This is a genomic window from Rathayibacter sp. VKM Ac-2805, from assembly GCF_009834265.1.
Classification (GTDB): domain Bacteria; phylum Actinomycetota; class Actinomycetes; order Actinomycetales; family Microbacteriaceae; genus Rathayibacter.
This window is the reverse complement of record NZ_CP047185.1, coordinates 963,298-989,180: the sequence shown is the minus strand read 5'-3', so window position 1 is coordinate 989,180 and position 25,883 is coordinate 963,298. Positions and strand designations below refer to the sequence as shown.

Here is a 25,883-nt window from a genome sequence, read left to right as displayed (position 1 = left end):
CGCCATGTCCGATCCCGTCGTCGTCACCGCGATCTTCACTCCCGCCGAGGGGCAGCGCGACGCGCTCGTCGCCGCCCTCTCCACCGCCATCGCGGAGGTGCACGAGGAGGAGGGCTGCGAGCTCTACGCGATCCACGACTCGCCCGACGGCACCATCGTCATGCTGGAGAAGTGGACGAGCGGCGACCTGCTCGACGCGCACGGCGCCGGCGAGCCGGTCGTCCGCCTCAACGCGGCGATCCGCGGACTCGTCGCCCATCCTCCCGTCGTGACGCGGCTCGTCCCGATCCCGGCCGGCACCTCGCAGCAGGGCGAGCTCTAGCACCCGGGGGCGGGGCCGCTCCGGATCCGGATCGCGCGCCTCCCGCCGGAAACGCGCGCGAAACAGCGGAGGCCTACGGTCGGGAGCGACCCCGCCGCCCCGGCCGCTCCCTGGAGGATCCGCATGCCCCGCCCCGCCTTCCCCGCCCCGCCCAGCGCCGAGCTGCACATCCACCTCGAGGGCACGATCGAGCCCGAGCACATCGTCGAGATGGCGCGCCGCAACGGGGTCGCCCTGCCCACCGAGGATCTCGACGCCCTCCGCGCGCGGTACTCCTTCACCGACCTCGCGTCGTTCCTGGAGCTGCACTACTCGAACCTCACCGTGCTGAAGACGGAGCGGGACTTCTTCGAGCTCGCGACCGGCTACCTCGACCGGGCGCAGAAGGCGAACGTCCGCCGCGCCGAGATCTTCTTCGACCCGCAGACGCACCTCGGCAACGGCGTCGCGCTCGACACCGTGATGAGCGGGATCACCCGTGCGCTCGGTCGGAGCGAGGAGACCCACGGGATCTCGACGGACCTGATCATGTGCTTCCTCCGCGACCTGGGCGCCGACGCGGCCGACGAGATGCTGACGGCGATCCTCCCCTGGCGCGAGCACATCATCGGCGTCGGGCTCGACTCGAACGAGGTGGGCTTCGGCCCGGAGCTGTTCGTCGACGTCTACGCGCGCGCCGCGGCGGAGGGACTGCGCCTGGTCGCGCACGCCGGCGAGGAGGGCGGGCCGGAGACGGTCGCGGCCACCGTCGAGCTGCTGAAGGTCGAGCGGATCGACCACGGGATCCGCGCGATGGAGGACCCGGAGGTCGTCGCGATGCTCCGCCAGCGCCGCATCCCGGTGACGGTGTGCCCGCTGTCGAACGTCGCCCTGCGCGCGGTGGACACGATGGCCGACCACCCGCTGCCCGCGATGCTCCGCGAGGGACTCGTCGTGACGGTCTCGAGCGACGACCCGCCCTACTTCGGCGGCTACGTGGACGAGAACTACCGCGCCCTGGTCGAGGAGCTGGGGATTGACGACGCGCAGCTCGAGCAGCTGGCGCTCAACTCCTTCGACGCGGCGTTCATCACGGAGGAGGACCGCGAGCGCTGGCAGGCGGAGGTGCACGAGCACTTCGCGCGGTGAGCGCGTCACTGCCCGGAGAACGATCGTTCCCACCCTCCCCGCGCGCTGAGCCCTCGTTCCGCGGTCGCACGCCCCCGCGCCCGCCCTACGCTGGCCGGATGACCCGATCCGACGGCACGCGATGAGCTGGGTGCTCCTCGCCGGCGCGATCCTCACCGAGGTGACGGCGTCGCTCGCCCTCCAGGCCGCCATCGAGTCGCCGGGCTGGTACGCCCTCGTGGTGGCGGGATACCTGGCGGCGTTCGTCCTCCTCAGCCGGGTGCTCAAGGCCGGCATGCCGATCGGAGTCGCCTACGGCGTGTGGGGCGCGTGCGGAGTCGCGCTGACGGCGGTCCTCGCGGCCGTGCTCTTCGGGCAGCCGCTGACGGGCGTGATGACGATCGGGCTGGTGCTGATCATCGCGGGCGTGCTGCTGGTCGAGATCGGCTCGCAGCGAGCGCAGGCCGCGCGCCGGGCGGTGCGCTGATGGCCTGGCTGCTGCTCTCGGGCGCGATCCTCACCGAGGTCGCCGCGACGATGAGCCTCAAACCCGCGACGGACGGCCGGAAGCGCTGGTACGTCGTGGTCGGAGTCGGCTACGTCGTCGCGTTCTCGCTGCTGGCCGGGGCGCTCGCGCAGGGCATGCCGATCGGGGTGGCCTACGGGATCTGGGCGGCGGTCGGAGTCGCGCTGACGGCAGTGCTCGGCCGCTGGCTGTTCCAGGACCCGCTGACCTGGACGATGCTCGGCGGGATCGGCCTGATCATCGCCGGCGTGCTGCTGGTGGAGCTCGGGCACTGATCGGCCGAGTGTCGTCGCGGCGGGAGCGCGCCTCCTCAGCCGTCGTCGCGGCGGTAGCGCGACGGAGTCACCGGTTGTCGCGGCGGTACCGCGCCTCGCGGCCGGCGATGTGGAGGCCGAGCCCGGTGACCGCGACTGCGAAGGCGACCAGCACGCCGATGAACGCGATCTCGTCGCCCGCTCCGACCGCCACGGCCGCGGCGGCGAGCCCGATCAGCGCGAGGGCGAGCACCACGGCGCCGACGGTCTCGAGAGGGCTCCAGGCGGTCATGGCTCCAGCGTGCGCTCGGAGCGGCGCGCGGGCAAGGGGCGGCAGGCGAACAGGACACGACGTCCCGCCGACCGCGGAGGTCCGCGCGGGTCCCAGCACACGACCCGTCCGCCCGGACGTCGGCCGACCGGGTGCTGCGGATCGCGGAGCTCGTCCGAGGCGGTCCGCGGTGCGAGCCCGCTCCGTCCGTCCCCGCCGGAACGCCCCCGCCCGTTCGCCCCGCCGCCGCGCCCGCCCCTAGGCTCGACGGCGTGACCGCCTCCGTCCCCGCCCCCCAGCCCCGGCCCCGCGACGTCGTCGGCATCGTCGGCCTCGTCCTCGCGATCGTCCTCGTCCTCGCGCAGATCGGGCGGACCGCGCTCACCACGGCCATCCCGGTCCTCGCGTTCCAGGGCGGCTTCGACACCACGCAGATCGGGGCGCTCTTCGCCGCCCTCGGGGTCACGATGCTCGTGCTCGCGACGGCGACCGCGATCGTCGGCGTCATCGGCGTCGCGCGGAAGGACCGCGCCCGGCTGCTCTCGGCCGTCACGCTCGGCGTCGGCGCGAGCGTCGCGATCGTCGAGCTGGGCGCGCTCGTCGTCCCGCCCCTGGTCGGCCTCTCCCTCCAGTACTGACGAGGCCCGGCGGAGGGGATCCCTCCGCCCGCCCTCGCAGGATCCGCACGGCGCCGCGTCCGTTCCTCGCGCTCCGCTGCGCCGCGACGGCCCTGCCGGCTCCCCGGCGATGCGCCAGGATGGGGGCATGACGACACGCGTGGACGGCCTCTTCGTCTACCCGGTGAAGGGCCTGACCCCGCAGCCGCTCCCCCGCGTCGAGCTCACCGCCGGCCGCGGCGTCCCCTTCGACCGCACGATCGCCCTCGCCCGCCCCGGCGGCGCCTACCGGCCCGGCATGCGGCACGGCATCTCCAAGCGCGAGTACTTCGTGCTCGTCGCCGAGGCGCGCCTCGCCGGCCTGACCACGCACCTCGACCCCGGCAGCGGAGTGCTCACCGTCGACGTCCGCGGCCACCGGGTCCTCTCCGCCGACCTCGGCGCGGAGGACGGCCGGGCCGCACTGCGCTCCTTCGCCGCCCGCGTGCTCGACCTGCCGCCCGGCGTCGAGCCCGTGATCGCCCAGGACGCGGGGCGCCGCTACACCGACACGGCCCACAACTCCGATGTCGAGATGGAGTACGTCTCGCTGATCAACCTGGCGAGTGTCCGCGACCTCGCCGAGCGCACCGGCCGGAGCGTCGATCCGCTGCGGTTCCGCGGGAACATCCATCTCGAGGGGCTGCCGGCGTGGAGCGAACTCGAGCTGCTCGGGCGCGAGCTCACCGCGGGCGGGCTGCGGCTGCGGATCACGAAGGCCACCGAGCGGTGCGCCGCGACCGAGGTCGAGCCGGGCACCGGTCGGCGCGACCTGCCGGTCCCTCGCCTGCTGCACGAGACCTACGGCCACGAGCTCCTCGGCGTCTACGCGGAGGTCCTCGACGGCGGCACGCTCGGCGTGGGCGACGAGCTGGTGCTCCGTGGCTGAGCTGCGGCTCGTGGTGGCCGAGCGCGAGGCGCTCACCCCGGCCGTCACCCGCTTCGTGCTGCGGAGCGAGGACGGCGCCCCGCTGCCCGGCTACTCCGCCGGCGCGCACCTCACGCTCACGACCCCCTCCGGCGAGCGCCGCAGCTACAGCCTCGTCGAGCCGGGATCCGCGGAGCCGTCGCACTACGCGATCGCGGTGCGCCGCGAGCCCGGGGGTCGGGGCGGATCGCGGAGCCTCCACGACGACGTCCGCGTCGGCGATGTCCTCTCCTCCGCGCCGCCCGCGAACACCTTCGCCCTCCGGCCCGCCGCCCGCTACCTCCTGATCGCCGGCGGGATCGGGGTCACCCCGATCCGCGCGATGGCCGCCGAGCTCCGGGCGCAGGGATCGGCCGTGCAGGTCGTCTACCTCAGCCGCACCCCCGAGGACACCGCGTGGCTCGACGAGTTCTCCGCCGACGGCTCCCTCGTGCACCACAGTGCGATCCACGGCCGGCTCGACCTCTGGCCGCTCGTCGCCGAGCCCGACGACGACACCCGGATCTACTGCTGCGGTCCGTCCGCGCTGATCGACGAGGTCCTCGCCCTCACGATGCACTGGCGCCCGAGCCGGATCCACGTCGAGGACTTCGCGGGCGTCGACGCCGTCGGCGACCGAGCCGTCCCCTTCGCCGCCGTCTGGGAGCCGACCGGAGCCGTTGTGGAGGTCCCGGCCGACCGCTCGCTCCTCACCGCGCTCCGCTCCTCCGGGATCGACGTCGACTCCTCCTGCGAGTCGGGCACGTGCGGCACCTGCCGCCTGCGCCTCGTCGGCGGGACGGCGGAGCACCGCGACCTGGTGCTGACCCCCGAGGAGCAGGACCGCTGGATCATGCCGTGCGTCTCGCGCTCCGCCGGCGGCGAGCTGGTCGTCGCCCCGGAGTGACGGAGCGACGGGGCCCGTCCCCACGCACGCCGGCCGACACGCGTCGGCCGTCGTGTGACGCCGCGTGACGGGCGCCCGGCGCCCGGTCCCCCGCGTGCCTAGGCTCCCGGACGGGGGACCACGACCGTCACGACCGAAGGACTTCCGATGACCAGCACCTCCGTCCGCACCCAGCTCGACGAGTTCACCGTCGGCTTCGACGAGACGGTCGGCCCCGAGCTCGCCGCCGTCTTCTCCGGCGAGCGCGACGACCTCGTCGCCGCCGGCGCCCCGAGCGGAGCCGTCACCGCCGGCGACGCGCTCCCCGCCGCCTCCGTCGTGACCGTCGACGGCGAGACCGTCGACCTCGCGGACGTCCTCGGCGCCGGCCCGGCCGTCCTCGTCTTCTACCGCGGAGCCTGGTGCCCGTACTGCAACATCACGCTCAAGCACTACAACGAGACCCTCGCCCCCGAGCTCGCGTCGCGCGGCGTCGCCCTCGTCGCGATCAGCCCGCAGACCCCCGACGGGTCGCGCGCGGCGGTCGCGAACGGCGACCTGGGCTTCACCGTCGTCTCCGACCCCGGCAACACGCTGGCGAGCGCTCTCGGCATCGTCACCGCGCCGAGCGGCGAGGCGCAGGAGGCGCACACCGCGCTCGGCTTCGCCGTGAAGGACAGCAACGCCGACGACACCCCGGCCGTCCCGTACCCGACCGTCCTGGTCGTCGACGCCGACCGGATCGTCCGCACCGCCGACGTGCATGTCGACTACACGACGCGCACCGAGACCGAGGACGTCCTCGCCGCCGTCGACGCGCTCTGATCCCTCCGCTCGCACCCTGAGCACGCGCGGCGGTCGAGCGCACCCCCTCGCCCGCCGCGCCGCCGCTGCCTAGGCTCGACCCGTGACAGCGGAGACGGACGTGCTCGTGGTCGGCGGCGGTCCGGTCGGACTCCTGCTCGGCGCGCTCCTGGCGCGGGCGGGCGCAGGCGTGCAGGTGTGGGAGCGGCGCTCCTCGGTCCCGCGCGGCTCGCGGGCGATCGGCATCCATCCGCCCTCGCTCGACGCGTTCGCCGCGGTCGGCGCCGATGCTCCCGTCCTGGCCGAGGCCACCCGCGTCCGCGAGGGCGTCGCGCGCAGCCGGGGCCGCACCCTCGGCACGCTCTCGTTCGCGCGGGCGTCCGCGACGCACCCCTACGTCGTCACCCTCGACCAGCACCGCACCGAGGCGATCCTCCGCGAGCGGCTGGAGGCGGCGGCTCCGGAGGCGCTGCGTCCCGGAGTCGCGCTGACCGGCCTGCTCCGCCGCGGCTCCACCGTCGAGGCGACCGGCACCGGCCCCGGCGGCGAGCCGGTCTCGGTCCGCGCCGCCTTCGTCGTCGGAGCCGACGGCGCCCGGAGCACCGTCCGCGAGCTGCTCGGGATCCGCACCACCGGCCGCGACTACCCGGACCGCTACGTGATGGGCGATTTCGCCGACCCCGAGCCCGGCGGTCTCACCGGCACCGCGCTGGTCGACGTCGGCCCGGCGGGAGTGGTGGAGTCCTTCCCGCTCCCGGGCGGTCGGCGCCGGTACGTCGCCCTGAGCGGCCCGGACCGCTCTCTCGGCGCCCCCGCGTGGCGGCCCGAGGAGGCCCCCGACCAGGAGGCCGCGCGCGCCCTGGCCGCCGCGGTCCGCGACCGGACGGGCGCCGACGCCGACCCGGAGACCTGCACGATGCTCAGCGGCTTCCAGGTGCGGCGCCGAGAGGCCGAGCGGATGGGCGTCGGCCGCGTCGTCCTCATCGGCGACGCCGCGCACGAGATCAGTCCGATCGGCGGGCAGGGCATGAACCTCGGCTGGCTCGACGCCGCCGAGCTCGCTCCGCTCCTGGCCGGTGCCGTGCGCCGCGGTGAGGCCGGCCCCTGGCCCGACTTCGCCCGGCGCCGCACCACCGCGGCCCGGCGCGCGGCGCGGCAGGCGGAGGCGAACATGGCCCTCGGACGCCCGCTCGGCTCGCTCGCGCACCGCGGCCGCGAGGCGTTCCTCCGCACCGCCCTCGCCCTGCCGACCTCGGACCTGCTCGCCCGCGTCTACGCGATGCGCTGGTCCTGAGGGCGGCCGGTCAGCCGACCAGCCGCGCGCCCGCCAGCCCGAGCTCGACCACCAGCACGAGCGAGGCCGCGATCACCAGCCGGAACAGGGTGCGCGTGGGCGGGCCGGTCAGCACCAGGCGGATGCCCGCCGCGGCGAGCACGACCACCGCGAGGGTCCCGATCACCGCGAGCACCACGCCCGTCCCGCGCACCGGCTGGTCGCCGACGAGCTGTCCGACGAGCACGAGCAGCGCGGCGACCACCAGCGACCCGAAGGCGACGACTCCGGAGAGCCGCAGGCCGAGGCGGTGGGGGAAGCCGCGGACCCCGGTGGCCTCGTCGTCGACCAGGTCGGGGAGCACGTTCGTGCAGTGGATCGCGACGCCGAACACGGCGCCGGTCGCGATCGCCCACCAGGCGGGGAGCCGGCCGTCGCCCGCCGCGACCGCCACCACCGGCAGCAGCCCGAAGGCGACCAGGAACGGAGCGACCGACCAGACCGTGCGCTTGAGCCCCGCGTCGTAGGCCCAGCCCGCGGCGACCAGCACCAGGTGCGCGACCGCGGCGACCGGTCCGAGCAGCAGCGAGAGCACCACGGCGGCCGCGGCCGTCCCCAGTGCGGCGGTGCGGACGGCGCCCACGCCGATCAGCCCCTGCGCGACCGGCTTGTCGGTGCGCCCCACCGCGCGGTCGCGGTCGGCGTCGATCCAGTCGTTCGCGAGCCCGATCGAGAGCTGCCCGAGCAGCACGGCGAGCGCCACCAGCACGACCTGCCCGAGCGGATGCCCGGACGCCGCCGCGATCACGGTCGCCAGCACGGTGACCGTCACGGTCGGCCCGGGGTGCGACGAGGCCAGCAGGAGTCGCACCCGGGACGTCATCCCGCCAGCCTACGGTCGCGGCGGCACAGCGGGGCGCCGGTCGCGCTCCCCGCCGCGGAGCGGGATCCAGCGTGGTCCGAGCGCGGCGCCCGCATCCGCCCGCGACGGGAATGGCCCGGGATGGGGCAGGGTTGCACCACCCGGCATCCCGACTCAGGAAGAAGGCCTCGTGGACCTCGTGCACTGGCTGTTCGACGCGCAGATCGTCATCGGCGAGCAGACCGTCCTCTGGCGGGAGGTCATCGGCAACGTCTTCGGGCTCCTCAGCGCCCTCGGCGGGATGCGGCGGAAGGTCTGGGCCTGGCCCGTCGGCCTCATCGGCAACGTGCTGCTGTTCACGGTCTTCATGGGCGCCCTGTTCGGCACTCCGAACCCCGTCAACCTGCTCGGCCAGGCCGGGCGGCAGGTGATGTTCATCCTGGTCAGCGTCTACGGCTGGTACCGGTGGACCCACCGCCCCGACGACTCGACCACCTTGATCGAGCCGCGCTGGGCGTCGTGGCGCACCCGCGGCCTGCTGGTGCTCGGGATGGTCGGCGGCACCGCGGTGCTGACCCCGGTGTTCCGCGCGCTCGGCTCCTACGAGCCGGTCTGGAGCGACGCGTGGATCTTCGTCGGCTCCGTCCTCGCCACCTACGGCATGGCGAAGGGCTGGACCGAGTTCTGGCTCATCTGGGTGGCCGTCGACCTGGTCGGCGTGCCGCTGCTGTTCTCGGCCGGCTACTACGCGTCGGGGCTGATGTACGTGTTCTACGGCGCCTTCACCCTGGTCGGCTTCTTCGTCTGGATGCGGCAGGGCACCCGTCCGTCCGCCGCTCCGATCACGGTCGGCTAGCTCTAGCAGCCCGCCGCCGCCGGCGGAAGTGGCCGTGCGGGAGGCGCTGTCGGTGGTCCACTGGGAGCGGAGGCGCCCGCCTCCCCCACCCGGAACGGACGCCATGCTCTCCCTCGTCTACTCCAGCCGCACCTCCGCCGGCTTCACGGACGCCGACCTCCCCGCGCTGCTCGCCCAGTGCCGCGCGAACAACGAGCGCCTCGGCCTGACCGGCATGCTCCTGCACCGCGACGGCCGATTCCTCCAGGTGCTCGAGGGGCCGGACGCGGTCCTGCGCGAGCGGATGGCCGTCATCGCCGCCGACGAGCGCCACGCGCAGCTGCGCACCCTCCTCGAGGAGCCGATCCGGGAGCGGCTGTTCCCGGAGTGGTCGATGGCGTTCGAGTCAGCCGCCGACGCCGACGCCGCCGGGCTCCGCACCTCCTTCGACGACCTCGACGACGCCGAGGCCGAGAGCGCGACGCTCCCGGCCCTGCGCGAGCTCATCCGCTTCTTCCGCGAGCGGAGCTAGGCGGAGCTGGGCGGAGCTGGGCGGAGCTGGGCGGAGCTGGGCGGAGCTGGGCGGAGCGATACGGGACGCCGGGACCGCGGCCGGTCCGCCGCCGGAACCCGACGCCCGTCAGTCCTCCGCCGAGGGAGGAGCGAGCCGGTCGAGCCGCGCCAGGAGCGGGGCGAAGCCGTCGCCGAGCAGGGCGCTCAGCGGCTCGCCGAACCAGAACCGCCAGACGGCGTCGAGCTCCTCGCCGGTGATCCGTCCTCGGCGCAGGAGGATGCTCGCGATCGGGGCCGCCTCAGACGCGTACTCCTCGCGGGGAGCGCCGTCCTCGCGACCCGGCTCGAGTCCGTACGGATCGACCGCGTCCAGCTCCCGCAGGACGGCCGCCAGCATCGCGTCACGGCATTCCGCGGTCGCGCCGTCCTGATCCGTCGGTGCTCGGCGCTTCATCGCGAGAAGGTTCCGAGCCCACTCCTCGTCGTCCATTCGTCGTCTCCGATCTCTCCGGATGCCGCGCCTTCTCGAGGCCTTTCTCTTCTTTCGGCGCCGGCTCGTCGAGGCACGGGGGAACCGCCTCTCCGACGGCTTGTCATCCCCCCGCGAGAAAGGCGCGGACGCCTTCCCGCGTCAGTCCCGAGGCGACGGCGAGCCGGTGCTCTCCGGCCCCGAGTCGGGCGGCTCCGCGGAGGGCCGCGGCCCTTTCTCCGCCCTCGCCGGAAGTCCCGCTCCGGAATGCCGCGAATTCCGCGGACACCTTATCGAGAGCGTCGACGACATCGCCGGACACGCTCTCCGGCGGCTCGCCGAGATCGATGCGCCAGCCTCTCCCGGACTTCTCGTCGCTGTCGTTCACACGCAGGAAAGTACCCCGGACCGCAGGGTGGCGCCTGTGATCGCCCGACGCCGTCGCGCCCCAGGGATCCGTCGTCGACGTCCGAGCGCACACGCCTCCCGGTCCGGAGAGGACGGCCTTCGAGGACTGTCCCGCGGACCTCGTCGCCGTGCTCCGCTCCGATGCGGCCTTCGCCTCGGCCGAGGTCTTCGACGGCTGACCCGACCGCGTCGACCACCCGCTGCGACGACCGCGGGGCGGAGGCGCGGATCGCGTCGTTCCGGCGCGCCCGCACCAGCGGTGCCGGAACGTCCGGCCGATCCGGGAGCGGCACCCGTCCGAGCCGTCGAGGTTCCGTCGGTGTGCAGGCCCCCGCGCCGAGGGACGTAAAGTGTGCTCACACGCGCCCGCGGACGGGCGAGCCGCCCGTGAGGGCGCCCCGGTCCTGCGTCGGAGGCGCCGATCACAGAGAGCCGCGGTGCCCGATGCCGGAAGACAAGCCCGCGTCGCGGGCGCCGAGCATCTACGACGTCGCCCGCGCGGCCGGCGTCTCGCACCAGACCGTCTCCCGGGTCCTGAACGACCACCCGAGCCTCCGCGCCGAGACGAAGAAGCGCGTGCTCGAGGTCATGGCCGAGCTCGACTACCGCCCCAACCTCGCCGCGCGGGCACTGGTCACCAGCCGCACCCGCACCGTCGGCGTGCTGTCCTCGCAGAGTCTGCAGTACGGTCCGGCCTCCAGCATCCAGGCCATCGAGGTGGCGGCGCGCGACGCGGGATACCTCGTCGTCACGGCCAACGTCGACGGCACCGACGGCGCGTCGATCCAGGCCGGGATCCGGCATCTGCTCAACCAGGCGGTCGAGGGCCTCGTGGTCGTCGCCCCGCAGATCCGCGTCTTCGACATCCTCTCCGGAGTCGCGCTGCGCATCCCGCACGTGACGCTGCAGACGAGCGAGGACGACCGCGACGACGCGCTCTACGTCGACCAGATGGCCGGCGCCCGCATCGCCACCGGGCACCTGATCGACCTCGGTCACACCGAGATCGTGCACCTCGCCGGCCCGCAGGACTGGATCGAGGCCGAGGCACGGATGCGCGGCTACCTCGCCGAGCTCGACCACCGCTCGATCCCGCTGCGCCCGCCGCTGCTCGGCGACTGGAGCGCCGAGCGCGGCCACCGCGTGGGCCTCGAGCTCTCGCGCTTCCTCGACTTCACCGCGGTGTTCGCGGGGAACGACCAGATGGCGCTCGGACTGATGAGCGCGTTCCACGAGCGCGGGGTGCGCGTGCCGGAGGACGTCAGCGTCATCGGCTTCGACGACATCCCCGAGGCGGCGTTCTACTGGCCGCCGCTGACCAGCGTCCGCCAGGACTTCGTGGAGCTCGGACGCCGGTGCGTGGCCGCGCTGCTCAGCCTGATCGAGGGCGACCGGCCGGAGAAGGCGGCACCGATCGCTCCGCAGCTGGTCGTCCGCGGATCCACGGCCGTCCCCCGGAACGCGAGCGTCGCCAGCTCGCGCTGACGGCGGCCGCGGCGCCCACGCGCCACGACCGCCCGGGATCACTCGCCGTGAGCGGCGATCGACACGTCGTTCCAGCGCTTCCAGGTCTCCAGGCGCGACTCGTAGTCCGCCGTCGCGATGCCCAGCGGCGCGCGCCCGAAGAAGATGCGCAGCGGCGGCTCCTCCGCATCCACGACCGCGAGGATCCCGAGACGCGAGGCCCTCGGGTCGCCCTGCTGGGCGGCGGAGGGGCGACGGCTCGCGGCCTCGCGGACCTCGTCGTAGGCGGCGATCGGCTCGCTGCGCGACGCGGAGGGACCGGACCAGTCGGTCGAGTACCCGCCGGGCTCGACGAGGGTCACGTGGATCCCGAAGCCGGCGACCTCGGCGGCCAGCGACTGGGTGAAGCCCTCGAGCGCCCACTTCGACGCGTGGTACGCGCCGATCGAGGGGAACGCGCTGATGCCGCCGATGCTCGACACCTGGACGATGTGGCCCGCGCCCTGCTCGCGGAGGATCGGCAGCGCGGCCTGGGTGACCCAGAGGGCGCCGAAGACGTTGGTCTCGAGCTGCGCGCGGACCTCCTCCTCGGTGAGCTCCTCGATCATGCCGAAGTGCCCGTAGCCGGCGTTGTTGATCACGACGTCCAGCCGGCCGAACCGCTCGGCCGCGGCCTGCACAGCGGCGAAGCCGGCCGCGCGGTCGGTCACGTCGAGGGTCAGCGGGAGGAACGTGTCCGGATACTCCTCGACGAGGGCGTCGAGGGTCTCGATCCGGCGGGCGGTGCCGGCGACCGAGTCGCCGCGCTCGAGCGCCGCCTCGGCCCACTCGCGGCCGAAGCCCTTCGAGGCGCCGGTGATGAACCAGGTCTTCGTCATGGTGTGCGTCCTTTCGACAGTGCTGGACGCAACGCCGACGGCTCCGGCTCCCTTCCGGGGCCGGGGACCCTTGACACGAGCGGTCGGGGAGCGGACGACGCGGTATGCGAGGCCGCCGGTGTCCCGTTACCGAGTCGAGACGTACGCGTTGACACGAACGGCGCCGTCGGGTCTAGCATGACGCAATGTGATCGCTCACATGGCATCACATCTCCGCCCCGATCCCGAGGGCGGCCCTGCATCCACTGCATTCAATGACGAAGGAATCACAGTGACCACAATGAAGCGCGCTCTCATCGCCGGCATCGCCGGCGGAGCGATGATCCTCTCCCTCGCCGCCTGCTCCTCCGGAACCGGTGGCGGCTCGGGCTCGGGATCCGGCGACGGCGGCCTCGTCGGCGTCGCGATGCCGACCAAGTCGTCCGAGCGCTGGATCGCTGACGGCAACAACGTCAAGTCGCAGCTCGAGGAGGCCGGCTACAAGGTCGACCTGCAGTACGCCGAGGACGACATCCCCACCCAGGTCTCGCAGCTCGAGAACATGATCACCAAGGGCGCCAAGGCCCTGATCGTCGCCTCGATCGACGGCACCACCCTCACGAGCGTGCTCGAGGAGGCCAAGGCCAACGACATCCCCGTCATCGCCTACGACCGCCTCATCCGCGACTCCGAGAACGTGGACTACTACGCCACGTTCGACAACTACAAGGTGGGCGTCCAGCAGGCCACCTCGCTCCTCGCGGGCCTCGGTCTCACCGACCTCACCGGCGCGAAGGCCGCCGACGCCCCCGCCGGCCCGTTCAACGTCGAGCTGTTCGCCGGCAGCCCCGACGACAACAACGCCACGTTCTTCTTCAACGGCGCGATGGACACCCTCCAGCCGTACATCGACGACAAGACGCTCGTCGTGAAGTCCGGCGAGACCGACTTCAACACCGTCGCCACGCTCCGCTGGGACGGCGAGGTCGCCCAGAGCCGCATGGAGGACATCCTCACCAAGACGTACTCCGACGGCTCCAAGGTCCAGGGCGTCCTCTCGCCCTACGACGGCCTCAGCCGCGGCATCATCTCGGCTCTGACCGACGCCGGCTACACCGTCGGCTCCGACTTCCCGATCATCACCGGTCAGGACGCCGAGCTCGACTCCGTCAAGGCGATCATCGCCGGCGAGCAGTACGCGACCATCTACAAGGACACCCGCGAGCTCGCCAAGGAGGCCGTGAAGATGGCCCAGGCCGTGCTCGAGGGCACCGAGCCCGAGGTCAACGACACCGACACCTACGACAACGGCAAGAAGGTCGTCCCGTCCTTCCTGCTCGAGCCGGTCATCGTCACCAAGGACCAGATCCAGTCCGTCCTCGTCGACGGCGGCTACTACACCGACGCGGAAGTGAACGGCTAGTCCTCTCTCCTCACCCGAGAAGGAACACCCCGGGAGGGCGCCCACTGGGCGCCCTCCCCCACTACGAAGGAAGGGAGGCGGCGTGACCTCGAACATCCTCGAGATGCGCGGCATCACCAAGACGTTCCCGGGCGTGAAGGCGCTCCAGGACGTCACGCTCAACGCACAGCGCGGCGAAGTCCACGCGATCTGCGGGGAGAACGGCGCCGGCAAGTCGACGCTGATGAAGGTCCTGTCGGGCGTCTACCCGCACGGCACCTACGAGGGCGACATCGTCTTCGAGGACGAGGTGATGCAGTTCTCCAGCATCCGCGACTCGGAGGCGAAGGGCATCGTCATCATCCACCAGGAGCTGGCCCTCAGCCCCTACCTCTCCATCGCGGAGAACATCTTCCTCGGCAACGAGGTGCGCGGCTTCGGCGGCCTGATCGACTGGAACAAGACCAACCAGGAGGCCGCGGCGCTGCTGGCCCGCGTGGGTCTGCGCGAGAACCCGACCACCAAGATCATGGAGATCGGAGTCGGCAAGCAGCAGCTCGTCGAGATCGCGAAGGCGCTCTCGAAGCGGGTCAAGCTGCTCATCCTCGACGAGCCCACCGCGGCCCTGAACGACGAGGACTCGGACCACCTGCTCGACCTGATCCTGCACCTCAAGGAGCAGGGCATCACGTCGATCATCATCAGCCACAAGCTGAACGAGATCAAGAAGATCGCGGACACCGTCACGGTCATCCGCGACGGCAAGACCATCGAGACGATCGCTCACGACGACGTCACCGAGGACCGCATCATCAAGGACATGGTCGGCCGCGACCTCGACCACCGCTACCCGGACCACACGCCGCACATCGGCGAGGAGATCCTGCGCGTGGTCGACTGGACGGCCCACCACCCCCAGGACCCGACCCGCGTCATGGTGGACAAGGTCAACCTGTCGGTCCACCGCGGCGAGATCGTCGGCATCGCCGGGCTCATGGGCGCCGGGCGCACCGAGTTCGCGATGAGCCTCTTCGGCCGCTCCTACGGCAGCCGCATCTCCGGCCAGGTCTTCAAGGCCGGCAAGGAGATCAAGATCCGCAACGTCTCGGAGGCGATCGCCCACGGGCTCGCCTACGCGACCGAGGACCGCAAGCACTACGGCCTCAACCTCATCGACGACATCAAGCGGAACATCTCGCTCGCGTCGCTCGACAAGGTCGCCCGCGGCGGACTCGTCGACGACAACCGCGAGTTCGAGGTCGCCAACGAGTACCGCGGCAGCATGAACATCAAGTCGCCGACCGTGCTCGCCAAGACCGGGAAGCTCTCCGGCGGCAACCAGCAGAAGGTCGTCCTGTCGAAGTGGATCTACTCCGACCCGGACGTCCTCATCCTCGACGAGCCCACCCGCGGCATCGACGTGGGTGCGAAGTACGAGATCTACACCATCATCAACCGGCTCGCGGCGCAGGGTAAGGGGATCATCGTCATCTCCTCCGAGCTGCCGGAGCTGCTCGGCATCTGCGACCGCGTCTACGCGCTGTCGGAGGGCCGGATCACGGGCGAGCTGCCCATCGCCGAGGCGACGCCCGAGGCGGTCCTCACCCTCATGACCCAGGAGAAGCAACGATGACCGATCTGCAGAACGAACCGTCCACCGCGGCCGGTGCGCAGGTGAAGCCCACCGAGAACGCCTTCACGAAGCGCCTCAGCCACGTGCTGGGCGACCTCGGCAAGAACGGCATCTTCATCGCCCTCATCGTGGTGGTGCTGCTGTTCGAGGTGATGACCGGCGGAATCCTCCTCCGCCCCCAGAACATCTCGAACCTGATCGTCCAGAACGGCTACATCCTGATCCTCGCCATCGGCATGGTGATGGTCATCGTGGCCGGGCACATCGACCTCTCGGTCGGCTCGGTCGCGGCGTTCGTCGGAGCGATCTCGGGCGTCTTCGCGGTCAACATGGGTCTCCCGTGGTGGCTGTCGATCATCCTCTCCCTCCTCATCGGCGCCCTGGTCGGAGCGTGGCAGGGCTTCTGGATCGCGTACGTCGGGATCCCGGCGTTCATCGTGACCCTGGCGGGCATGCTGATCTTCCGCGGCCTGGCGCTCGTCGTCCTCGGCAACGCGAACATCGGCTCCTTCCCGACCGAGTACCGCGCGCTGGGCAACGGCTTCCTCACCGACCTGTTCGGCGAGACCGACCTCGACCCGCTGTCGCTCGTCATCGGCGCGCTCGCGATCGTCGCCTTCGCCGTGCAGTCCGTGCGCACCCGCCGCGGCCGCCAGAAGTACGCGCAGAGCGTCGAGCCGGGCGCCTGGTTCGTCACCAAGCTCGTCCTCGTCTCCGTCGTGATCGCGGCCTTCTCCTTCGCGCTGGCCACCTTCAAGGGCATCCCGGTCACCCTGATCGTGCTCGCCGTGCTCGTCCTGATCTACGGCGTGGTCATGAACCGCTCCGTCTTCGGCCGTCACGTCTACGCGATCGGCGGCAACCTGCACGCCGCGGAGCTGTCCGGCATCAAGACCCGCAACGTCACCTTCTGGCTGTTCGTCAACATGGGCGTCCTCGCGGCGCTGGCCGGCCTCGTCTTCACCGCGCGACTCAACCTCGCCGGCCCGAAGGCGGGCGACGGCTTCGAGCTCGAGGCCATCTCGGCCGCCTTCATCGGCGGCGCGGCGGTCCAGGGCGGCGTCGGCACCATCGGCGGCGCGATCATCGGTGGCCTCATCATCGGCGTCCTGAACAACGGCATGTCGATCATGGGCATCGGCATCGAGTGGCAGCAGGCGGTCAAGGGCCTCGTGCTCCTGCTCGCGGTCGCCTTCGACGTCTACAACAAGCGCCGCTCGGGCGGACGCTAGGCCCTGCGGTCGTGCCCGACTGGTCGCGGTTCCTGCCGCTGAGCACCGGGCCCTCGGTCGACGAGACGGGCGTCAGCAACGACTGGCGCCCCCTCGTCGCCGAGAGGCTCGACCGCCTCGCCGTCCTGGCCGCCTCCCCCTCCACCACGGAGGGCGAGGCGGCCAGTGCCGTCTCCCGGGACGCCCTGCTCGGAGAGCTCGTCGTGCGGCTCTCGAGCAGCACCGGCCAGCGCCTCGCGACGCGGATGGGCGCCCGCGAGGCCTCCTCCCCTCCCCCTGCCGCCGAGATCGCCCCGGCCCTGGCCGCTCTCGCCTCCGCTCGCCGCGCGGGCGCGGGTCCCCGCTCGGTCGCCGAGCTGGTCGAGGTCGTCCGCGTCGAGCTCGCGCTCTCCCCCGAGCCGCTCGCCCTCTCCTCCCGCATCACCGGCGGGGTGGCCCTGGACCGCCTGCAGCGGGCGCCGCTCGCGATCCGCGCTGCCGTCCGCGGTCGCACCCTCGCTCCGACCGACGCGGAGTGGGAGCTCGGCTCCGGCCCCGCCCTGCGCGTGCCGGCCGACGCGATCCTCCGCTTCCTGCTCGGCCTCGGCCCCTTCCCCGCCGAGCCGACCGCCTAGGCGGCGCCGCCTCCTGCCCCCGGGCGGAGGCGGTGCCGCCCCGGTCGTAGCATCGGAGGATGACGCGCTCACTGCCGAGAAGCACCCCGTCCGCCCGCTCCGTCGACGCCGAGGGAGTGCTGGCCTTCGTCGACGGGGTCGAGGCCGCTCCCGGCGTCGAGCTGCACGGGCTGATGGTGGTGCAGGGCGGCGACGTGGTCGCCGAGGGCTGGTGGGCGCCGTACTCGGCCGAGCGGCTGCACCTCTTCTACTCGCTGAGCAAGAGCTTCACCGCGACCGCCGTCGGCCTCGCGGTCGCCGAGGGCCTGGTCGACCTGGACGCCACCGTCCTCTCGTACTTCCCCGAGCTCGACGACGAGATCACCGACCCGCGCTCGCGTGCGATCCGCGTCCGCCACGTCCTCGCGATGGCGAGCGGCCACTCCGCCGAGACGATCGACCGCGCCGAGGAGACGGACCCGGCCGACCTGGTGCGCGGCTTCCTCCTCCTCCCGCCGGAGCAGGAGCCGGGCAGCGTCTTCGCCTACAACCAGCCCTGCACCTTCGCCGCCGCCGCGATCGTGCAGCGCGTGAGCGGGCAGTCGCTGACCGACTACCTGCGCCCGCGCCTGCTCGATCCGCTCGGCATCGGCGAGGTCGCCTGGCATCGCGACGACTCGGGGCGCGAGCTCGGCTACAGCGGGCTGCACGCCACCACCGAGGCGGCAGCTGCGCTCGGACTGCTGTACCTGCAGGAGGGGCGCTGGGGCGACCGGCGGATCCTCTCGCCGGAATGGGTCGCCGAGGCGTCCCGCGCGCACGTCCCGACCCACGAGGACGGCGGACCGGACTGGCAGCAGGGCTACGGCTTCCAGTTCTGGCGGTCGCTGCACGGCTACCGCGCGGACGGCGCGTACGGGCAGTTCAGCCTGATCGTGCCCGAGCACGAGCTCGTGATCGCGCTGACCGGCCAGACCTCGGACACGCAGACGCTGCTCGCGCTCGCCTGGGAGCACCTGCTCCCCGCCGTCGGCCGAGGGTCCACGGCGGAGGCCGACGCCCGACTGGCCGACCGGCTGTCGGAGCTCGCCCTGCCCCCGCTCGAGGGCGCCTCCCCCGCGACCGGGAGCTACACGCCGGTGGGATCGTGGCCCGACGCCGTCGAGGTGACGGCCGACGAGGGCGGCTGGACGCTCGCGCTGACCGAGGGCGACGAGCGCTTCACGGTGACGCCCGGCGCGGGAGCCTGGACCGTCGACGGGCCGTTCGCGGCGAGCGCCGGACCCTCGGGCGACGGCGTCCTGGTCGACGTCGTGTTCCTCGAGACCCCGCACCGCCTGCACGTCGAGCTCGCTCCCGACCGCACCGCCCGCGTCCGCTGGGAGACGGAGCCGCTGCACGACGGCCCGCTCGCCGGGCTGCGCGCCCCGCGCTGACGGCAGGACCCGCTCCGCTCATCCGTCGCGAACGGCCCGTCCGCCCCTCGACGACGGGCCGTTCGCGACGGATCGAGAGGGGTCGCGCTCGGCCGTGCGGACCGCGCGCATCGGGCGGTGCTCACCGGGGGTCGACCGGAGCCGCTACTTCCCGTCGATCCGGCCGAGGGCGGCCCCGTGGTGTCGGAAGGCGTCCCGCGCGGCGCCCCAGCTCCGCGGATCGACGCCGAGCGCGGTGCGGAGATAGGCGGTGCTCAGCCGCTGCAGCGCGGCGACGCGCTCGGGGTCCGCGTCGGTCGTCTCCGCCACCGAGTCCCCGACGATCCCGCCGAGCGAGTGCTCCGCACCGTGGAGGGTCAGCAGGTCGGAGGCGCCGGGGCTGCGCGTGAAGGCGTCGGTGAACCAGTCGGGGCCGCGCCGCGACATCCGCGACTGGTCACGGTCGCCCGCGACGACCAGGGTCGGTGTGGTCAGCTCGGCGAACGAGGGCCGCAGGAAGGGGAAGTGCTCGCGGGCGAACGGCGCGAGGTCGTCCCCGGCGAGCCCGGTCGCCGCGAGCAGGATCCCGGCGCGGACCCGCTCGTCCGAGAGGTCGGCTCCGGCGGTGCCGTCGTCGTCGAGGACGCGGGCGCCGAGGAGTGCCTGCGCGGTCTGCCCGCCCCAGGAGTGGCCGGCCACGGCGATCCGGGCGCGGTCGATCCGTCCGGCGAGGCCGGGGAGGGCCGCCTCGAGGGTGTCGAGCCGGTCGAGGGAGCGGGTCAGATCGGCGATCCGCTCCGTCCAGATGCTCGGGAAGACCGGGTGGTCGAAGCCGAAGCCGTTGCGGCGGGAGTCGAGATGGGTGGGCTGGATCACGACGAAGCCGCGGGACGCCCAGAAGGCGGTCAGCGGGGCGTAGCCGTCGAGGTTCCAGCCGTTGCCGTGCGAGAACAGCACGACGGGCAGATCCGACCCCGTCGTCGGGGCCGAGACGCGGACCTCGAGCGGGACCGGGCGGCCGGGGGCGTCGAGCGCGACCGGAGCGAGGGAGACGACGGGGGCGCCGGGTCCGACGACGCGGTCGAGGGAGTCGAGGAGCGGAGTGGGCACGAGGATCCTTCCTGGGGGGCGGCGCTCTGGCACAATCGTCGGAGCGCTGCTCCGGAACATTGCGGAGCGCTGCTCCGGAACGTGGTGGAGCTGCGCTCGGAGACATTACGGAGCGCCGCTCCGAAAAGCAAGGAGAACCGATGAGCGACCGTGTGCCCCGCACGCCCGGCCGACCGCGGACGAGTCGCGACGCACTGCTCGCCGCCGCGGCGACGGTGTTCGTGGCCTCCGGCGTGGACGCGCCGGTCCGCGAGATCGCGGCGGAGGCCGGCGTCGGCATGGGGACGATCTACCGGCACTTCCCGACCCGCTCGGAGCTCGTGGTCGCCGTCTACCGCCACCAGGTCGAGGCCTGCGCGGAGGCGGGCCCACGGCTGCTCGCGGACAGCGCGACTCCGGAGGCCGCCCTCCGGGCCTGGGTCGCCCACTTCGTCGATCTCCTGGTGACCAAGCACGGCCTCGCCGGTGCGCTCCAGGGCGACAGCGCCGGATCCGACGCCCTGCACGCCTACTTCGTGGAGCGGCTCGTCCCCGTCTGCGGCGACCTGCTCGAGGCGGCACGACCCGCCCGGATCCCGGCGTCGAGTCTCAGCGGCTACATGCTCCTCAAGGGCATCGGCAACCTCTGCATCGGCGCCGCCCACGATCCGGACTACGACGCCGACACCCTCGTGCAGGCCCTCGTCACCGGAGCGCTGCAGGCGGATCAGCCCTGATCGCCTCCACGGTCCGCTCGACCGCGTCCTCGACCGCCGCCCTGCGGCTCGCGTCGTCCTCGCGCTCGGACTCGTGGACGAAGACGGCCCCGCCGCGCCGGGCTCCGCAGTAGTCGATGATCCCGTGCTGGATCTGCGTCAGCAGCGCCTGCTCGTAGCCGTGCCGCTCGTAGGTCCCGGCGGAGTCCCCCGCGACGAGGACGAGGTGGACGGTCAGAGCGCCGAGCCTGCGCTGCGTGCCGTGGACGGGGTCGATGTCGAAGGCCCAGCCGGCGAGGAAGACGCGGTCGATCCAGCCCTTCAGCAGCGCGGGCATCGACCACCAGTAGACGGGGAAGACGAGCACGAGGTGGTCGACGCCGTCGAGCCGGCGCTGCTCGCGGAGGACGTCGTCGGGAACCGGGCCGACACCGCGGTAGCGGTCCCGGTCGGCCGCGCCGAACCGCGGGTCGAAGCCCTCGGCGTCGAGGTCGGCCGTCTCCACTCCGTCGGGGCCGAGCTCCTCCCGCAGCCGCCGGGCGAGGGCGGCGGTGAGGGAGTCGCGGTCGGGGTGCGCGGTGACGAGGAGGGTGCTCACGGCTCCAGTGAACCGCACCCGCCCTGCGGCACCCCTGGCAGGATGACCCGGTGACTCCGCACCGCTCCCCCCGCCGCCCCGACGTCGTCTCCGTCGAGCTCGTCGGTGGACCGGAGCCGCTCGAGCTCGCCCTGCACGAGCACGACCCCGAGTGGTCCGCCCTGTTCGAGGAGCACCGGCGGCGCATCCTCGAGGCCGTCCCGGGCGTGCGGGTCGAGCACATCGGCTCGACCTCCGTCCCGGGCCTGCCCGCGAAGCCGATCGTCGACGTGCTGGTCGTCGTGCCCGACGTCACGGCGGAGGAGGACCACGTCGCGCCGCTGCTCGCGGCCGGCTACGTCCTGCGCACCCGCGAGCCCGGGCACCGGCTCGTCCGCACGCCCGGACGGGACGCCCACGTCCACATCTACGAGGAGGGTCATCCCGCGATCGACGCGTACCTCCTCCTGCGCGACCGGCTGCGCACCGACCCGGCCGACCGCGAGCTCTACCGCAGCACGAAGGCGTCTCTCCTCCTCCGGCGCTGGGAGGACGGGAACGACTACGCCGAGGCGAAGTCCGCCGTGATCGCGGCCATCCTCGAGCGCGCGAGATCCTCGCAGCCCTGAGACCTCCCGCGCTTCGTCCAGAACAGCGCCAACTTCCTCGACCTGCGCACGCTGGGCGGCGACGACGTCGGAGCGGACTACCTGCCCTGGGCGGCGGACGCGGCGACCGCGGCGGACGGCTCCGTCGTGGGCGTGCCGACCGACGTGGGCGGCCTCAGCTTCGCCTACCGCGCGGACCTGTTCGAGCAGGCAGGCCTCCCCACCGATCCGGAAGAGGTCGCCGCGCTCTGGAGCGACTGGGACGGCTTCCTCGCGACCGGCGAGAAGTACACGGCCGCGACCGGTGAGCCCTTCGTCGACAACGTGGAGACCAGCGTCTTCTACTCGACGATCAACCAGGTCACCGAGAAGTACTACTCCCCCGACGGCGAGCTCGTCTACGACGCGAACCCGCAGGTGGAGGACGCCTTCTACATCGCCGTGAAGGCCCACGACGCAGGGATCAGCGCCGGCATCGCCGCCTTCTCCTCCGGCTGGGCACCCGGCCGGGCGAACGGCTCGTTCGCCGTGACCGTCGCTCCGTCCTGGATCCTCCAGGGCATCAAGACCGACGCCCCCGACACCGCGGGGAACTGGCGCGTCACCTCGGTCCCCGGAGTCGGCGGCAACTGGGGAGGCAGCGTCATCGCCATCCCGGCGCGGGCCGAGCACCCGCAGGCCGCGTGGCAGTACATCCAGACGATGATGTCGGCGGAGGGCCAGGAGGACCACTTCGCCACCTCCGGCACGTTCCCCGCCGCCACCGCCGCCCTGCAGAGCGACAGCGTCCGCGCCTACACCGATCCGTTCTTCGGCGACTCGAGGATCGGCGAGGTGGTCGCGAGCTCGGTCGAGGACTTCCCCTCGTTCGTCAACGGCCCGGACACCGGAGCGATCGGCGCCGCCCTCTCGGGGGCGCTGGTCGAGCTGGAGTCGGGCAACGTCTCCTCCGCCGACGCCTTCTCGAGCGGGCTCGACAGCGCTCGCCAGGCGGTCGGCGGCTAGGCCGCACCGCACGTCCGATCGCCCTCGAGCCCTCCGGCCCGGGGGCGGTCGCGGTTCGGGCGGCACCGGATGATCGACGGTTCGCGGAGCGCGCCCTCCAACCGGGCGGAGCGTTCGCGCCGGACGGTCGAGCAGCGAGGAACGGGCCCGCGCAGCCGTCGGTATCCGGCGACCGAATGGATTCGGATGTTGACGTCATCAGAGCCTCGTGGAAGCCTGATGTTTGCGTGAACATGCGCGAAGTCCCCGGTGCAAAGGAGCACAGCATGACGTCTCGACCACGAACGGCCGCCGCGGCGGTGGCCGCGCTGCTCGTCGCAGCACTCCTGGGAACAGGAGCGCAGTCGGCCTCGGCCGCCGTGGCCACGGATCCCGACGACGGAGTGCCGCGCACCTCGACGCCCGTGACCTACACCGACTACCCGGCGGTGCAGGACCCGGGCAGCACCGCGGCCGGCTACTTCCAGCCCTACTGGTACGACACCGACGGCCGCCACATCCAGGCGCACGGCGGCCAGATCGTCACCGTCGAGGAGGGCGGTCAGCAGGTCCAGTACTGGTACGGCGAGGACCGCACGAAGGGCTACTGGAACAGCCCCGGAGTCGCGGTCTACCGCTCCACCGACGGCCACAACTGGGAGAACAAGGGAACCGCGCTGCGCAGCGTCTCGGCTCCGGCCGACCTCGAGGCCCCCTACTTCGACGCGCTCTACGACACCGTCGACGACTCCGGAGCCCCTCGCGCCGACCGCATCGCGGAGCTCGACTACCACCTCGACACGACGCAGGCCTCGCCGAACACCGCCATCTTCGAGCGCCCCAAGGTCCTCTTCAACGAGAAGACCGGCAAGTGGGTCATGTGGTGGCACTCCGACGGCCGCATCACCCCGGGTGGCAGCACCTATGCGCGCTCGATGGCGGGAGTCGCCGTCTCGGACAGCCCGACCGGGCCCTTCACGCTCCAGGGCGTCTACCGCCTCTACAACCGCACGGACTACAAGTCCTGCACCACCTCCGCCGTGCCCGGGCAGGCGCGGGACATGACCGTCTTCCAGGACGAGGACGGCACCGCGTACATCTCCTACTCCTCCGAGGAGAACTACTCGCTCTACGTGGCGAAGCTGGACGCCGACTACACCAACGTCGAGCGGACCACCACGACCGACACCCTCGACGCGAACCAGTACTCGGCCGACGGGACGTACCCCTACGTCTTCGCCGACGGTGCGGCCGGAGCACCGGTGCGCGGCACCGACTTCCAGATCGTGAAGGAGTGCGGACACCTCGAGGCGCCCGCGATCTTCGCCAACGGCGGCAAGTACTACACGATCGCCTCCGGGGCGACCGGCTGGGCGCCGAACCCGCAGACCTACTACACCGCCGACTCGATCCTCGGCGCATGGACCCGCGGAGTCGAGAAGGGCGACGCGAACGAGAACGTCGCCTACAACGCGATCCCGGAGGGCGGCGACGGCCTGCTCTCGATCGGCGACTCCCGCAAGACCACCTTCGGCTCGCAGTCGACGAACGTCCTCACTCTCGCTCCCGGCAAGTACGTCTACATGGGCGACCGCTGGAACGAGGGGAAGTCGGACTCGACCTACGTCTGGCTCCCGATGACGGTCGGCGAGAACGGCCGCCTCGAGATGCGGAATCCGGCTCAGGAGGACCCGGCGCGCTGGGGGTCCGGCTGGAACCTCTCCTACTGGGACGACAAGGGGGTCGGCGAGGGCGTCTGGTCGGTCGTGGACGCCCGTCTGCCGAAGCAGGTCCGCCGCGGCGCCGACATCGCCGCCGCGCTCCCCTCGACGGTCTCGGTCGCGAGCAACGGCTCGACCCGCGACGTCGCCGTGACCTGGGCCGCCCCCGGCCCCGCCGAGCTCGGCACGGTGCAGGTGACGGGCACGCTCGCCGCCGACGCCGGGTTCTCCTCCGGCCGCCGCTTCACCCGCACGATCGAGGTGGCGGAGCCGGGCATCGCGAACCTCGCTCCCGGAGCGTCCGTCGCGGTCTCGAGCCGCACGGACCTCGCCGGCAAGCTCATCGACGGCGACGTGAAGGGCAAAGGCTGGGACGACTGGTCCTCGGCCGGCTACCCGCGCGACAGCCGCCTCTCCTTCTCGTGGGGCGCGGCGCAGAACCTCGACTCGGTGACGGTCAGCACCTACAAGGACGGTGCGACCGCCACCTGGCCCTCGCGGATCGAGGTCGAGTACCAGGTGAACGGCGCATGGACGACCTCCTCGGTCGCCAACACCCTCAGCCAGGCCGCGACCGGATCCGCCCCGACGGCGATCCTCGACCTGTCCTCCCTGCCCGACACCACGGGCCTCCGCCTGCACCTCACCAGCGCCGCGAACACGTGGCAGTCGGTCTCGGAGGTGCAGATCTGGGGCACCGCGCCGCCGACGAACGTCTGCCGCGTCCCGGGAGCCGCGGTCTCGGCGTCGTTCAGCCAGACGAAGTACGCGACCCTCCCCGCGAAGAACGCCTGCGACGGCACCGTGAGCACCCCCTGGTCGACCTGGACCGACGGCACCTTCGCCGGCAGCGCCGAGTTCACGCTGACGAACACCGAGGCGCACCGCGTCGCCGGGCTCACCTTCACCAACACCGAGGGCACCCTGGCGTCGGTGAGCGTGGCCTACCGCGCCGAGGACGGCACCTGGAAGCCGACCACCGCGCAGAACGTCGCTCCGGCGGCGAACGGCACGTTGACCACGATCCCGTTCGCGGCGGTCTCGGCCACCGGCCTGAAGCTGACCTTCTCCACGCCGGGCTCGTTCCTCAAGATCGGCGAGATCGTCGTCCCCGAGGCGGCCGCCCCGGCGCTGACGGTGCCGGTGACCGTGACGTCGCGCTGCGTCGCCGGGAAGGCGGTGCTGACTGTCCTCGCCAAGAACGGCGGCACCGCTCCGATCGACGTCGCGATGGCCTCGGCCTACGGCTCGAAGACGGTCACCGCGGTGGCCGCGGGCGCGAGCGGATCGGCCGCGTTCACCACCCGCCTGGCGAGCATGCCGGGCAGCCAGGTGACGGTGACCGCCACGGCGGGCTCCGAGACCCTCGCGCAGACGGTGGCCTACCCGGCCCGCGTCTGCTGAGCGCACGGCGGCCGGTCGACCGGTCGTGACGGAGGAGGGAGTGCCCGCGGGCGCTCCCTCCTCTGCGTGTGCGGCCGGGCGTCCGGGGCGGAAGC

General features: G+C 72.6%; 28 protein-coding genes. 21 read left to right on the top strand and 7 right to left on the bottom strand.

Features of this window, described 5'->3' with window-relative positions; all coding sequences use genetic code 11:
* The first annotated feature begins 4 nt into the window (after positions 1-4).
* From GSU40_RS04595 to GSU40_RS04580, 4 genes are all read left to right on the top strand, one after another.
* Positions 5-322 carry a putative quinol monooxygenase gene (locus GSU40_RS04595; RefSeq protein WP_104224889.1) on the top strand — a complete coding sequence of 106 codons (318 nt, stop codon included), beginning with the start codon at positions 5-7 and terminating at the stop codon, positions 320-322.
* Positions 323-445: 123 nt separating this feature from the next.
* A complete protein-coding gene (locus tag GSU40_RS04590) occupies positions 446-1,450 on the top strand; it encodes an adenosine deaminase (protein ID WP_160033868.1) in 1,005 nt (334 codons plus the stop codon).
* A gap of 121 nt (positions 1,451-1,571) precedes the next feature.
* A complete protein-coding gene (locus GSU40_RS04585) occupies positions 1,572-1,916 on the top strand; it encodes an SMR family transporter (RefSeq protein ID WP_160033866.1) in 345 nt (114 codons plus the stop codon).
* Positions 1,916-2,230, top strand: a complete 315-nt coding sequence (locus tag GSU40_RS04580) for an SMR family transporter (RefSeq protein WP_104239710.1) — start codon at positions 1,916-1,918, stop codon at positions 2,228-2,230. Before GSU40_RS04585 ends, GSU40_RS04580 begins: the two co-directional genes overlap by 1 nt.
* A gap of 67 nt (positions 2,231-2,297) precedes the next feature.
* On the opposite strand, the gene GSU40_RS04575 is transcribed toward GSU40_RS04580, so the two are convergent.
* Positions 2,298-2,501 (bottom strand): hypothetical protein, encoded by a 204-nt coding sequence (locus GSU40_RS04575; protein ID WP_104248362.1) that lies wholly within the window; start codon positions 2,499-2,501, stop codon positions 2,298-2,300.
* A gap of 251 nt (positions 2,502-2,752) precedes the next feature.
* Here GSU40_RS04575 and GSU40_RS04570 point away from each other — a divergent pair, with 251 nt between their 5' ends.
* The 5 genes from GSU40_RS04570 (at position 2,753) to GSU40_RS04550 (ending at position 7,027) form a co-directional block, all read left to right on the top strand.
* A complete protein-coding gene (locus tag GSU40_RS04570; RefSeq protein WP_104269709.1) occupies positions 2,753-3,118 on the top strand; it encodes a hypothetical protein in 366 nt (121 codons plus the stop codon).
* Positions 3,119-3,245: 127 nt separating this feature from the next.
* Complete coding sequence (locus GSU40_RS04565) at positions 3,246-4,025, top strand: MOSC domain-containing protein (protein ID WP_159939649.1); 780 nt, start codon at positions 3,246-3,248, stop codon at positions 4,023-4,025.
* Complete coding sequence (locus GSU40_RS04560) at positions 4,018-4,950, top strand: PDR/VanB family oxidoreductase (protein ID WP_104250910.1); 933 nt, start codon at positions 4,018-4,020, stop codon at positions 4,948-4,950. The genes GSU40_RS04565 and GSU40_RS04560 overlap by 8 nt, the downstream gene beginning before the upstream one ends.
* Before the next feature lie 147 nt (positions 4,951-5,097).
* Positions 5,098-5,754 carry a peroxiredoxin-like family protein gene (locus tag GSU40_RS04555; RefSeq protein WP_160033864.1) on the top strand — a complete coding sequence of 219 codons (657 nt, stop codon included), beginning with the start codon at positions 5,098-5,100 and terminating at the stop codon, positions 5,752-5,754.
* Between the two features lie 82 nt (positions 5,755-5,836).
* Positions 5,837-7,027: an NAD(P)/FAD-dependent oxidoreductase gene (locus tag GSU40_RS04550; RefSeq protein WP_160033862.1), complete on the top strand. Its 1,191-nt coding sequence runs from the start codon at positions 5,837-5,839 to the stop codon at positions 7,025-7,027.
* Between the two features lie 10 nt (positions 7,028-7,037).
* Here the strand turns inward: GSU40_RS04550 and GSU40_RS04545 are convergent, their stop codons facing one another.
* Positions 7,038-7,889, bottom strand: a complete 852-nt coding sequence (locus GSU40_RS04545; protein ID WP_160033860.1) for a UbiA family prenyltransferase — start codon at positions 7,887-7,889, stop codon at positions 7,038-7,040.
* A 169-nt stretch (positions 7,890-8,058) separates the two neighbouring features.
* On the opposite strand from GSU40_RS04545, the gene pnuC reads away from it, so the two are divergent.
* Positions 8,059-8,724 (top strand): nicotinamide riboside transporter PnuC, encoded by a 666-nt coding sequence (gene pnuC, locus GSU40_RS04540; protein WP_104227403.1) that lies wholly within the window; start codon positions 8,059-8,061, stop codon positions 8,722-8,724.
* Between the two features lie 103 nt (positions 8,725-8,827).
* Positions 8,828-9,235 carry a BLUF domain-containing protein gene (locus GSU40_RS04535; protein WP_104227402.1) on the top strand — a complete coding sequence of 136 codons (408 nt, stop codon included), beginning with the start codon at positions 8,828-8,830 and terminating at the stop codon, positions 9,233-9,235.
* A gap of 108 nt (positions 9,236-9,343) precedes the next feature.
* On the opposite strand, the gene GSU40_RS04530 is transcribed toward GSU40_RS04535, so the two are convergent.
* Together GSU40_RS04530 and GSU40_RS04525 are read right to left on the bottom strand one after the other, a co-directional pair.
* Positions 9,344-9,670 (bottom strand): hypothetical protein, encoded by a 327-nt coding sequence (locus GSU40_RS04530; RefSeq protein WP_160033858.1) that lies wholly within the window; start codon positions 9,668-9,670, stop codon positions 9,344-9,346.
* Between the two features lie 139 nt (positions 9,671-9,809).
* Entirely contained in the window at positions 9,810-10,073 is a 264-nt protein-coding gene (locus GSU40_RS04525; protein WP_104227400.1) for a hypothetical protein, read from the bottom strand.
* Positions 10,074-10,537: 464 nt separating this feature from the next.
* Here GSU40_RS04525 and GSU40_RS04520 point away from each other — a divergent pair, with 464 nt between their 5' ends.
* Complete coding sequence (locus GSU40_RS04520) at positions 10,538-11,578, top strand: LacI family DNA-binding transcriptional regulator (protein WP_160033856.1); 1,041 nt, start codon at positions 10,538-10,540, stop codon at positions 11,576-11,578.
* Positions 11,579-11,616: 38 nt separating this feature from the next.
* Here the strand turns inward: GSU40_RS04520 and GSU40_RS04515 are convergent, their stop codons facing one another.
* Positions 11,617-12,435 carry an SDR family oxidoreductase gene (locus GSU40_RS04515; protein WP_160033854.1) on the bottom strand — a complete coding sequence of 273 codons (819 nt, stop codon included), beginning with the start codon at positions 12,433-12,435 and terminating at the stop codon, positions 11,617-11,619.
* Between the two features lie 280 nt (positions 12,436-12,715).
* On the opposite strand from GSU40_RS04515, the gene chvE reads away from it, so the two are divergent.
* The 5 genes from chvE to GSU40_RS04490 all read left to right on the top strand — a co-directional run bounded on the left by chvE (position 12,716) and on the right by GSU40_RS04490 (position 18,710).
* Positions 12,716-13,837, top strand: a complete 1,122-nt coding sequence (gene chvE, locus GSU40_RS04510) for a multiple monosaccharide ABC transporter substrate-binding protein (protein ID WP_104227397.1) — start codon at positions 12,716-12,718, stop codon at positions 13,835-13,837.
* 82 nt (positions 13,838-13,919) lie between these two features.
* Complete coding sequence (gene mmsA / locus GSU40_RS04505; protein ID WP_104256398.1) at positions 13,920-15,449, top strand: multiple monosaccharide ABC transporter ATP-binding protein; 1,530 nt, start codon at positions 13,920-13,922, stop codon at positions 15,447-15,449.
* A complete protein-coding gene (gene mmsB, locus GSU40_RS04500; protein WP_104227395.1) occupies positions 15,446-16,681 on the top strand; it encodes a multiple monosaccharide ABC transporter permease in 1,236 nt (411 codons plus the stop codon). The genes mmsA and mmsB overlap by 4 nt, the downstream gene beginning before the upstream one ends.
* Positions 16,682-16,692: 11 nt before the next feature.
* The gene (locus GSU40_RS04495; RefSeq protein ID WP_104234507.1) at positions 16,693-17,295 is read left to right on the top strand and encodes a hypothetical protein; all 603 of its coding nucleotides are present in this window, start codon (positions 16,693-16,695) and stop codon (positions 17,293-17,295) included.
* 59 nt (positions 17,296-17,354) lie between these two features.
* Positions 17,355-18,710 (top strand): serine hydrolase domain-containing protein, encoded by a 1,356-nt coding sequence (locus tag GSU40_RS04490; protein WP_160033852.1) that lies wholly within the window; start codon positions 17,355-17,357, stop codon positions 18,708-18,710.
* Positions 18,711-18,854: 144 nt separating this feature from the next.
* Here GSU40_RS04490 and GSU40_RS04485 read toward each other — a convergent pair whose 3' ends face one another.
* Complete coding sequence (locus GSU40_RS04485) at positions 18,855-19,799, bottom strand: chlorophyllase (protein ID WP_244229593.1); 945 nt, start codon at positions 19,797-19,799, stop codon at positions 18,855-18,857.
* Positions 19,800-19,939: 140 nt separating this feature from the next.
* On the opposite strand from GSU40_RS04485, the gene GSU40_RS04480 reads away from it, so the two are divergent.
* Positions 19,940-20,515, top strand: a complete 576-nt coding sequence (locus GSU40_RS04480; RefSeq protein ID WP_104227392.1) for a TetR/AcrR family transcriptional regulator — start codon at positions 19,940-19,942, stop codon at positions 20,513-20,515.
* On the opposite strand, the gene GSU40_RS04475 is transcribed toward GSU40_RS04480, so the two are convergent.
* Entirely contained in the window at positions 20,484-21,092 is a 609-nt protein-coding gene (locus GSU40_RS04475) for an NAD(P)H-dependent oxidoreductase (protein ID WP_104324799.1), read from the bottom strand. The genes GSU40_RS04480 and GSU40_RS04475 overlap by 32 nt on opposite strands.
* A gap of 50 nt (positions 21,093-21,142) precedes the next feature.
* On the opposite strand from GSU40_RS04475, the gene GSU40_RS04470 reads away from it, so the two are divergent.
* The 3 genes from GSU40_RS04470 to GSU40_RS04460 all read left to right on the top strand — a co-directional run bounded on the left by GSU40_RS04470 (position 21,143) and on the right by GSU40_RS04460 (position 25,788).
* On the top strand, positions 21,143-21,700 hold the full coding sequence (locus tag GSU40_RS04470; protein ID WP_104283949.1) for a GrpB family protein: 558 nt from the start codon (positions 21,143-21,145) through the stop codon (positions 21,698-21,700).
* Positions 21,701-21,742: 42 nt separating this feature from the next.
* A complete protein-coding gene (locus GSU40_RS04465; protein ID WP_160036127.1) occupies positions 21,743-22,684 on the top strand; it encodes an extracellular solute-binding protein in 942 nt (313 codons plus the stop codon).
* A gap of 266 nt (positions 22,685-22,950) precedes the next feature.
* Positions 22,951-25,788, top strand: coding sequence for a family 43 glycosylhydrolase (locus GSU40_RS04460; protein ID WP_160033848.1), 2,838 nt, complete (start codon positions 22,951-22,953; stop codon positions 25,786-25,788).
* The last annotated feature ends 95 nt before the right edge of the window (positions 25,789-25,883 follow it).

Bases quoted from the DNA above. Each gene is read 5' to 3' on its own strand.
- GSU40_RS04595 (WP_104224889.1), top strand. From the start codon at position 5: ATGTCCGATCCCGTCGTCGTCACCGCGATCTTCACTCCCGCCGAGGGG.
- GSU40_RS04590 (WP_160033868.1), top strand. From the start codon at position 446: ATGCCCCGCCCCGCCTTCCCCGCCCCGCCCAGCGCCGAGCTGCACATC.
- GSU40_RS04585 (WP_160033866.1), top strand. From the start codon at position 1,572: ATGAGCTGGGTGCTCCTCGCCGGCGCGATCCTCACCGAGGTGACGGCG.
- GSU40_RS04580 (WP_104239710.1), top strand. From the start codon at position 1,916: ATGGCCTGGCTGCTGCTCTCGGGCGCGATCCTCACCGAGGTCGCCGCG.
- GSU40_RS04575 (WP_104248362.1), bottom strand. From the start codon at position 2,501: ATGACCGCCTGGAGCCCTCTCGAGACCGTCGGCGCCGTGGTGCTCGCC.
- GSU40_RS04565 (WP_159939649.1), top strand. From the start codon at position 3,246: ATGACGACACGCGTGGACGGCCTCTTCGTCTACCCGGTGAAGGGCCTG.
- GSU40_RS04555 (WP_160033864.1), top strand. From the start codon at position 5,098: ATGACCAGCACCTCCGTCCGCACCCAGCTCGACGAGTTCACCGTCGGC.
- GSU40_RS04545 (WP_160033860.1), bottom strand. From the start codon at position 7,889: ATGACGTCCCGGGTGCGACTCCTGCTGGCCTCGTCGCACCCCGGGCCG.
- GSU40_RS04535 (WP_104227402.1), top strand. From the start codon at position 8,828: ATGCTCTCCCTCGTCTACTCCAGCCGCACCTCCGCCGGCTTCACGGAC.
- GSU40_RS04530 (WP_160033858.1), bottom strand. From the start codon at position 9,670: ATGAAGCGCCGAGCACCGACGGATCAGGACGGCGCGACCGCGGAATGC.
- GSU40_RS04520 (WP_160033856.1), top strand. From the start codon at position 10,538: ATGCCGGAAGACAAGCCCGCGTCGCGGGCGCCGAGCATCTACGACGTC.
- GSU40_RS04515 (WP_160033854.1), bottom strand. From the start codon at position 12,435: ATGACGAAGACCTGGTTCATCACCGGCGCCTCGAAGGGCTTCGGCCGC.
- chvE (WP_104227397.1), top strand. From the start codon at position 12,716: ATGAAGCGCGCTCTCATCGCCGGCATCGCCGGCGGAGCGATGATCCTC.
- mmsB (WP_104227395.1), top strand. From the start codon at position 15,446: ATGACCGATCTGCAGAACGAACCGTCCACCGCGGCCGGTGCGCAGGTG.
- GSU40_RS04490 (WP_160033852.1), top strand. From the start codon at position 17,355: ATGACGCGCTCACTGCCGAGAAGCACCCCGTCCGCCCGCTCCGTCGAC.
- GSU40_RS04480 (WP_104227392.1), top strand. From the start codon at position 19,940: ATGAGCGACCGTGTGCCCCGCACGCCCGGCCGACCGCGGACGAGTCGC.
- GSU40_RS04460 (WP_160033848.1), top strand. From the start codon at position 22,951: ATGACGTCTCGACCACGAACGGCCGCCGCGGCGGTGGCCGCGCTGCTC.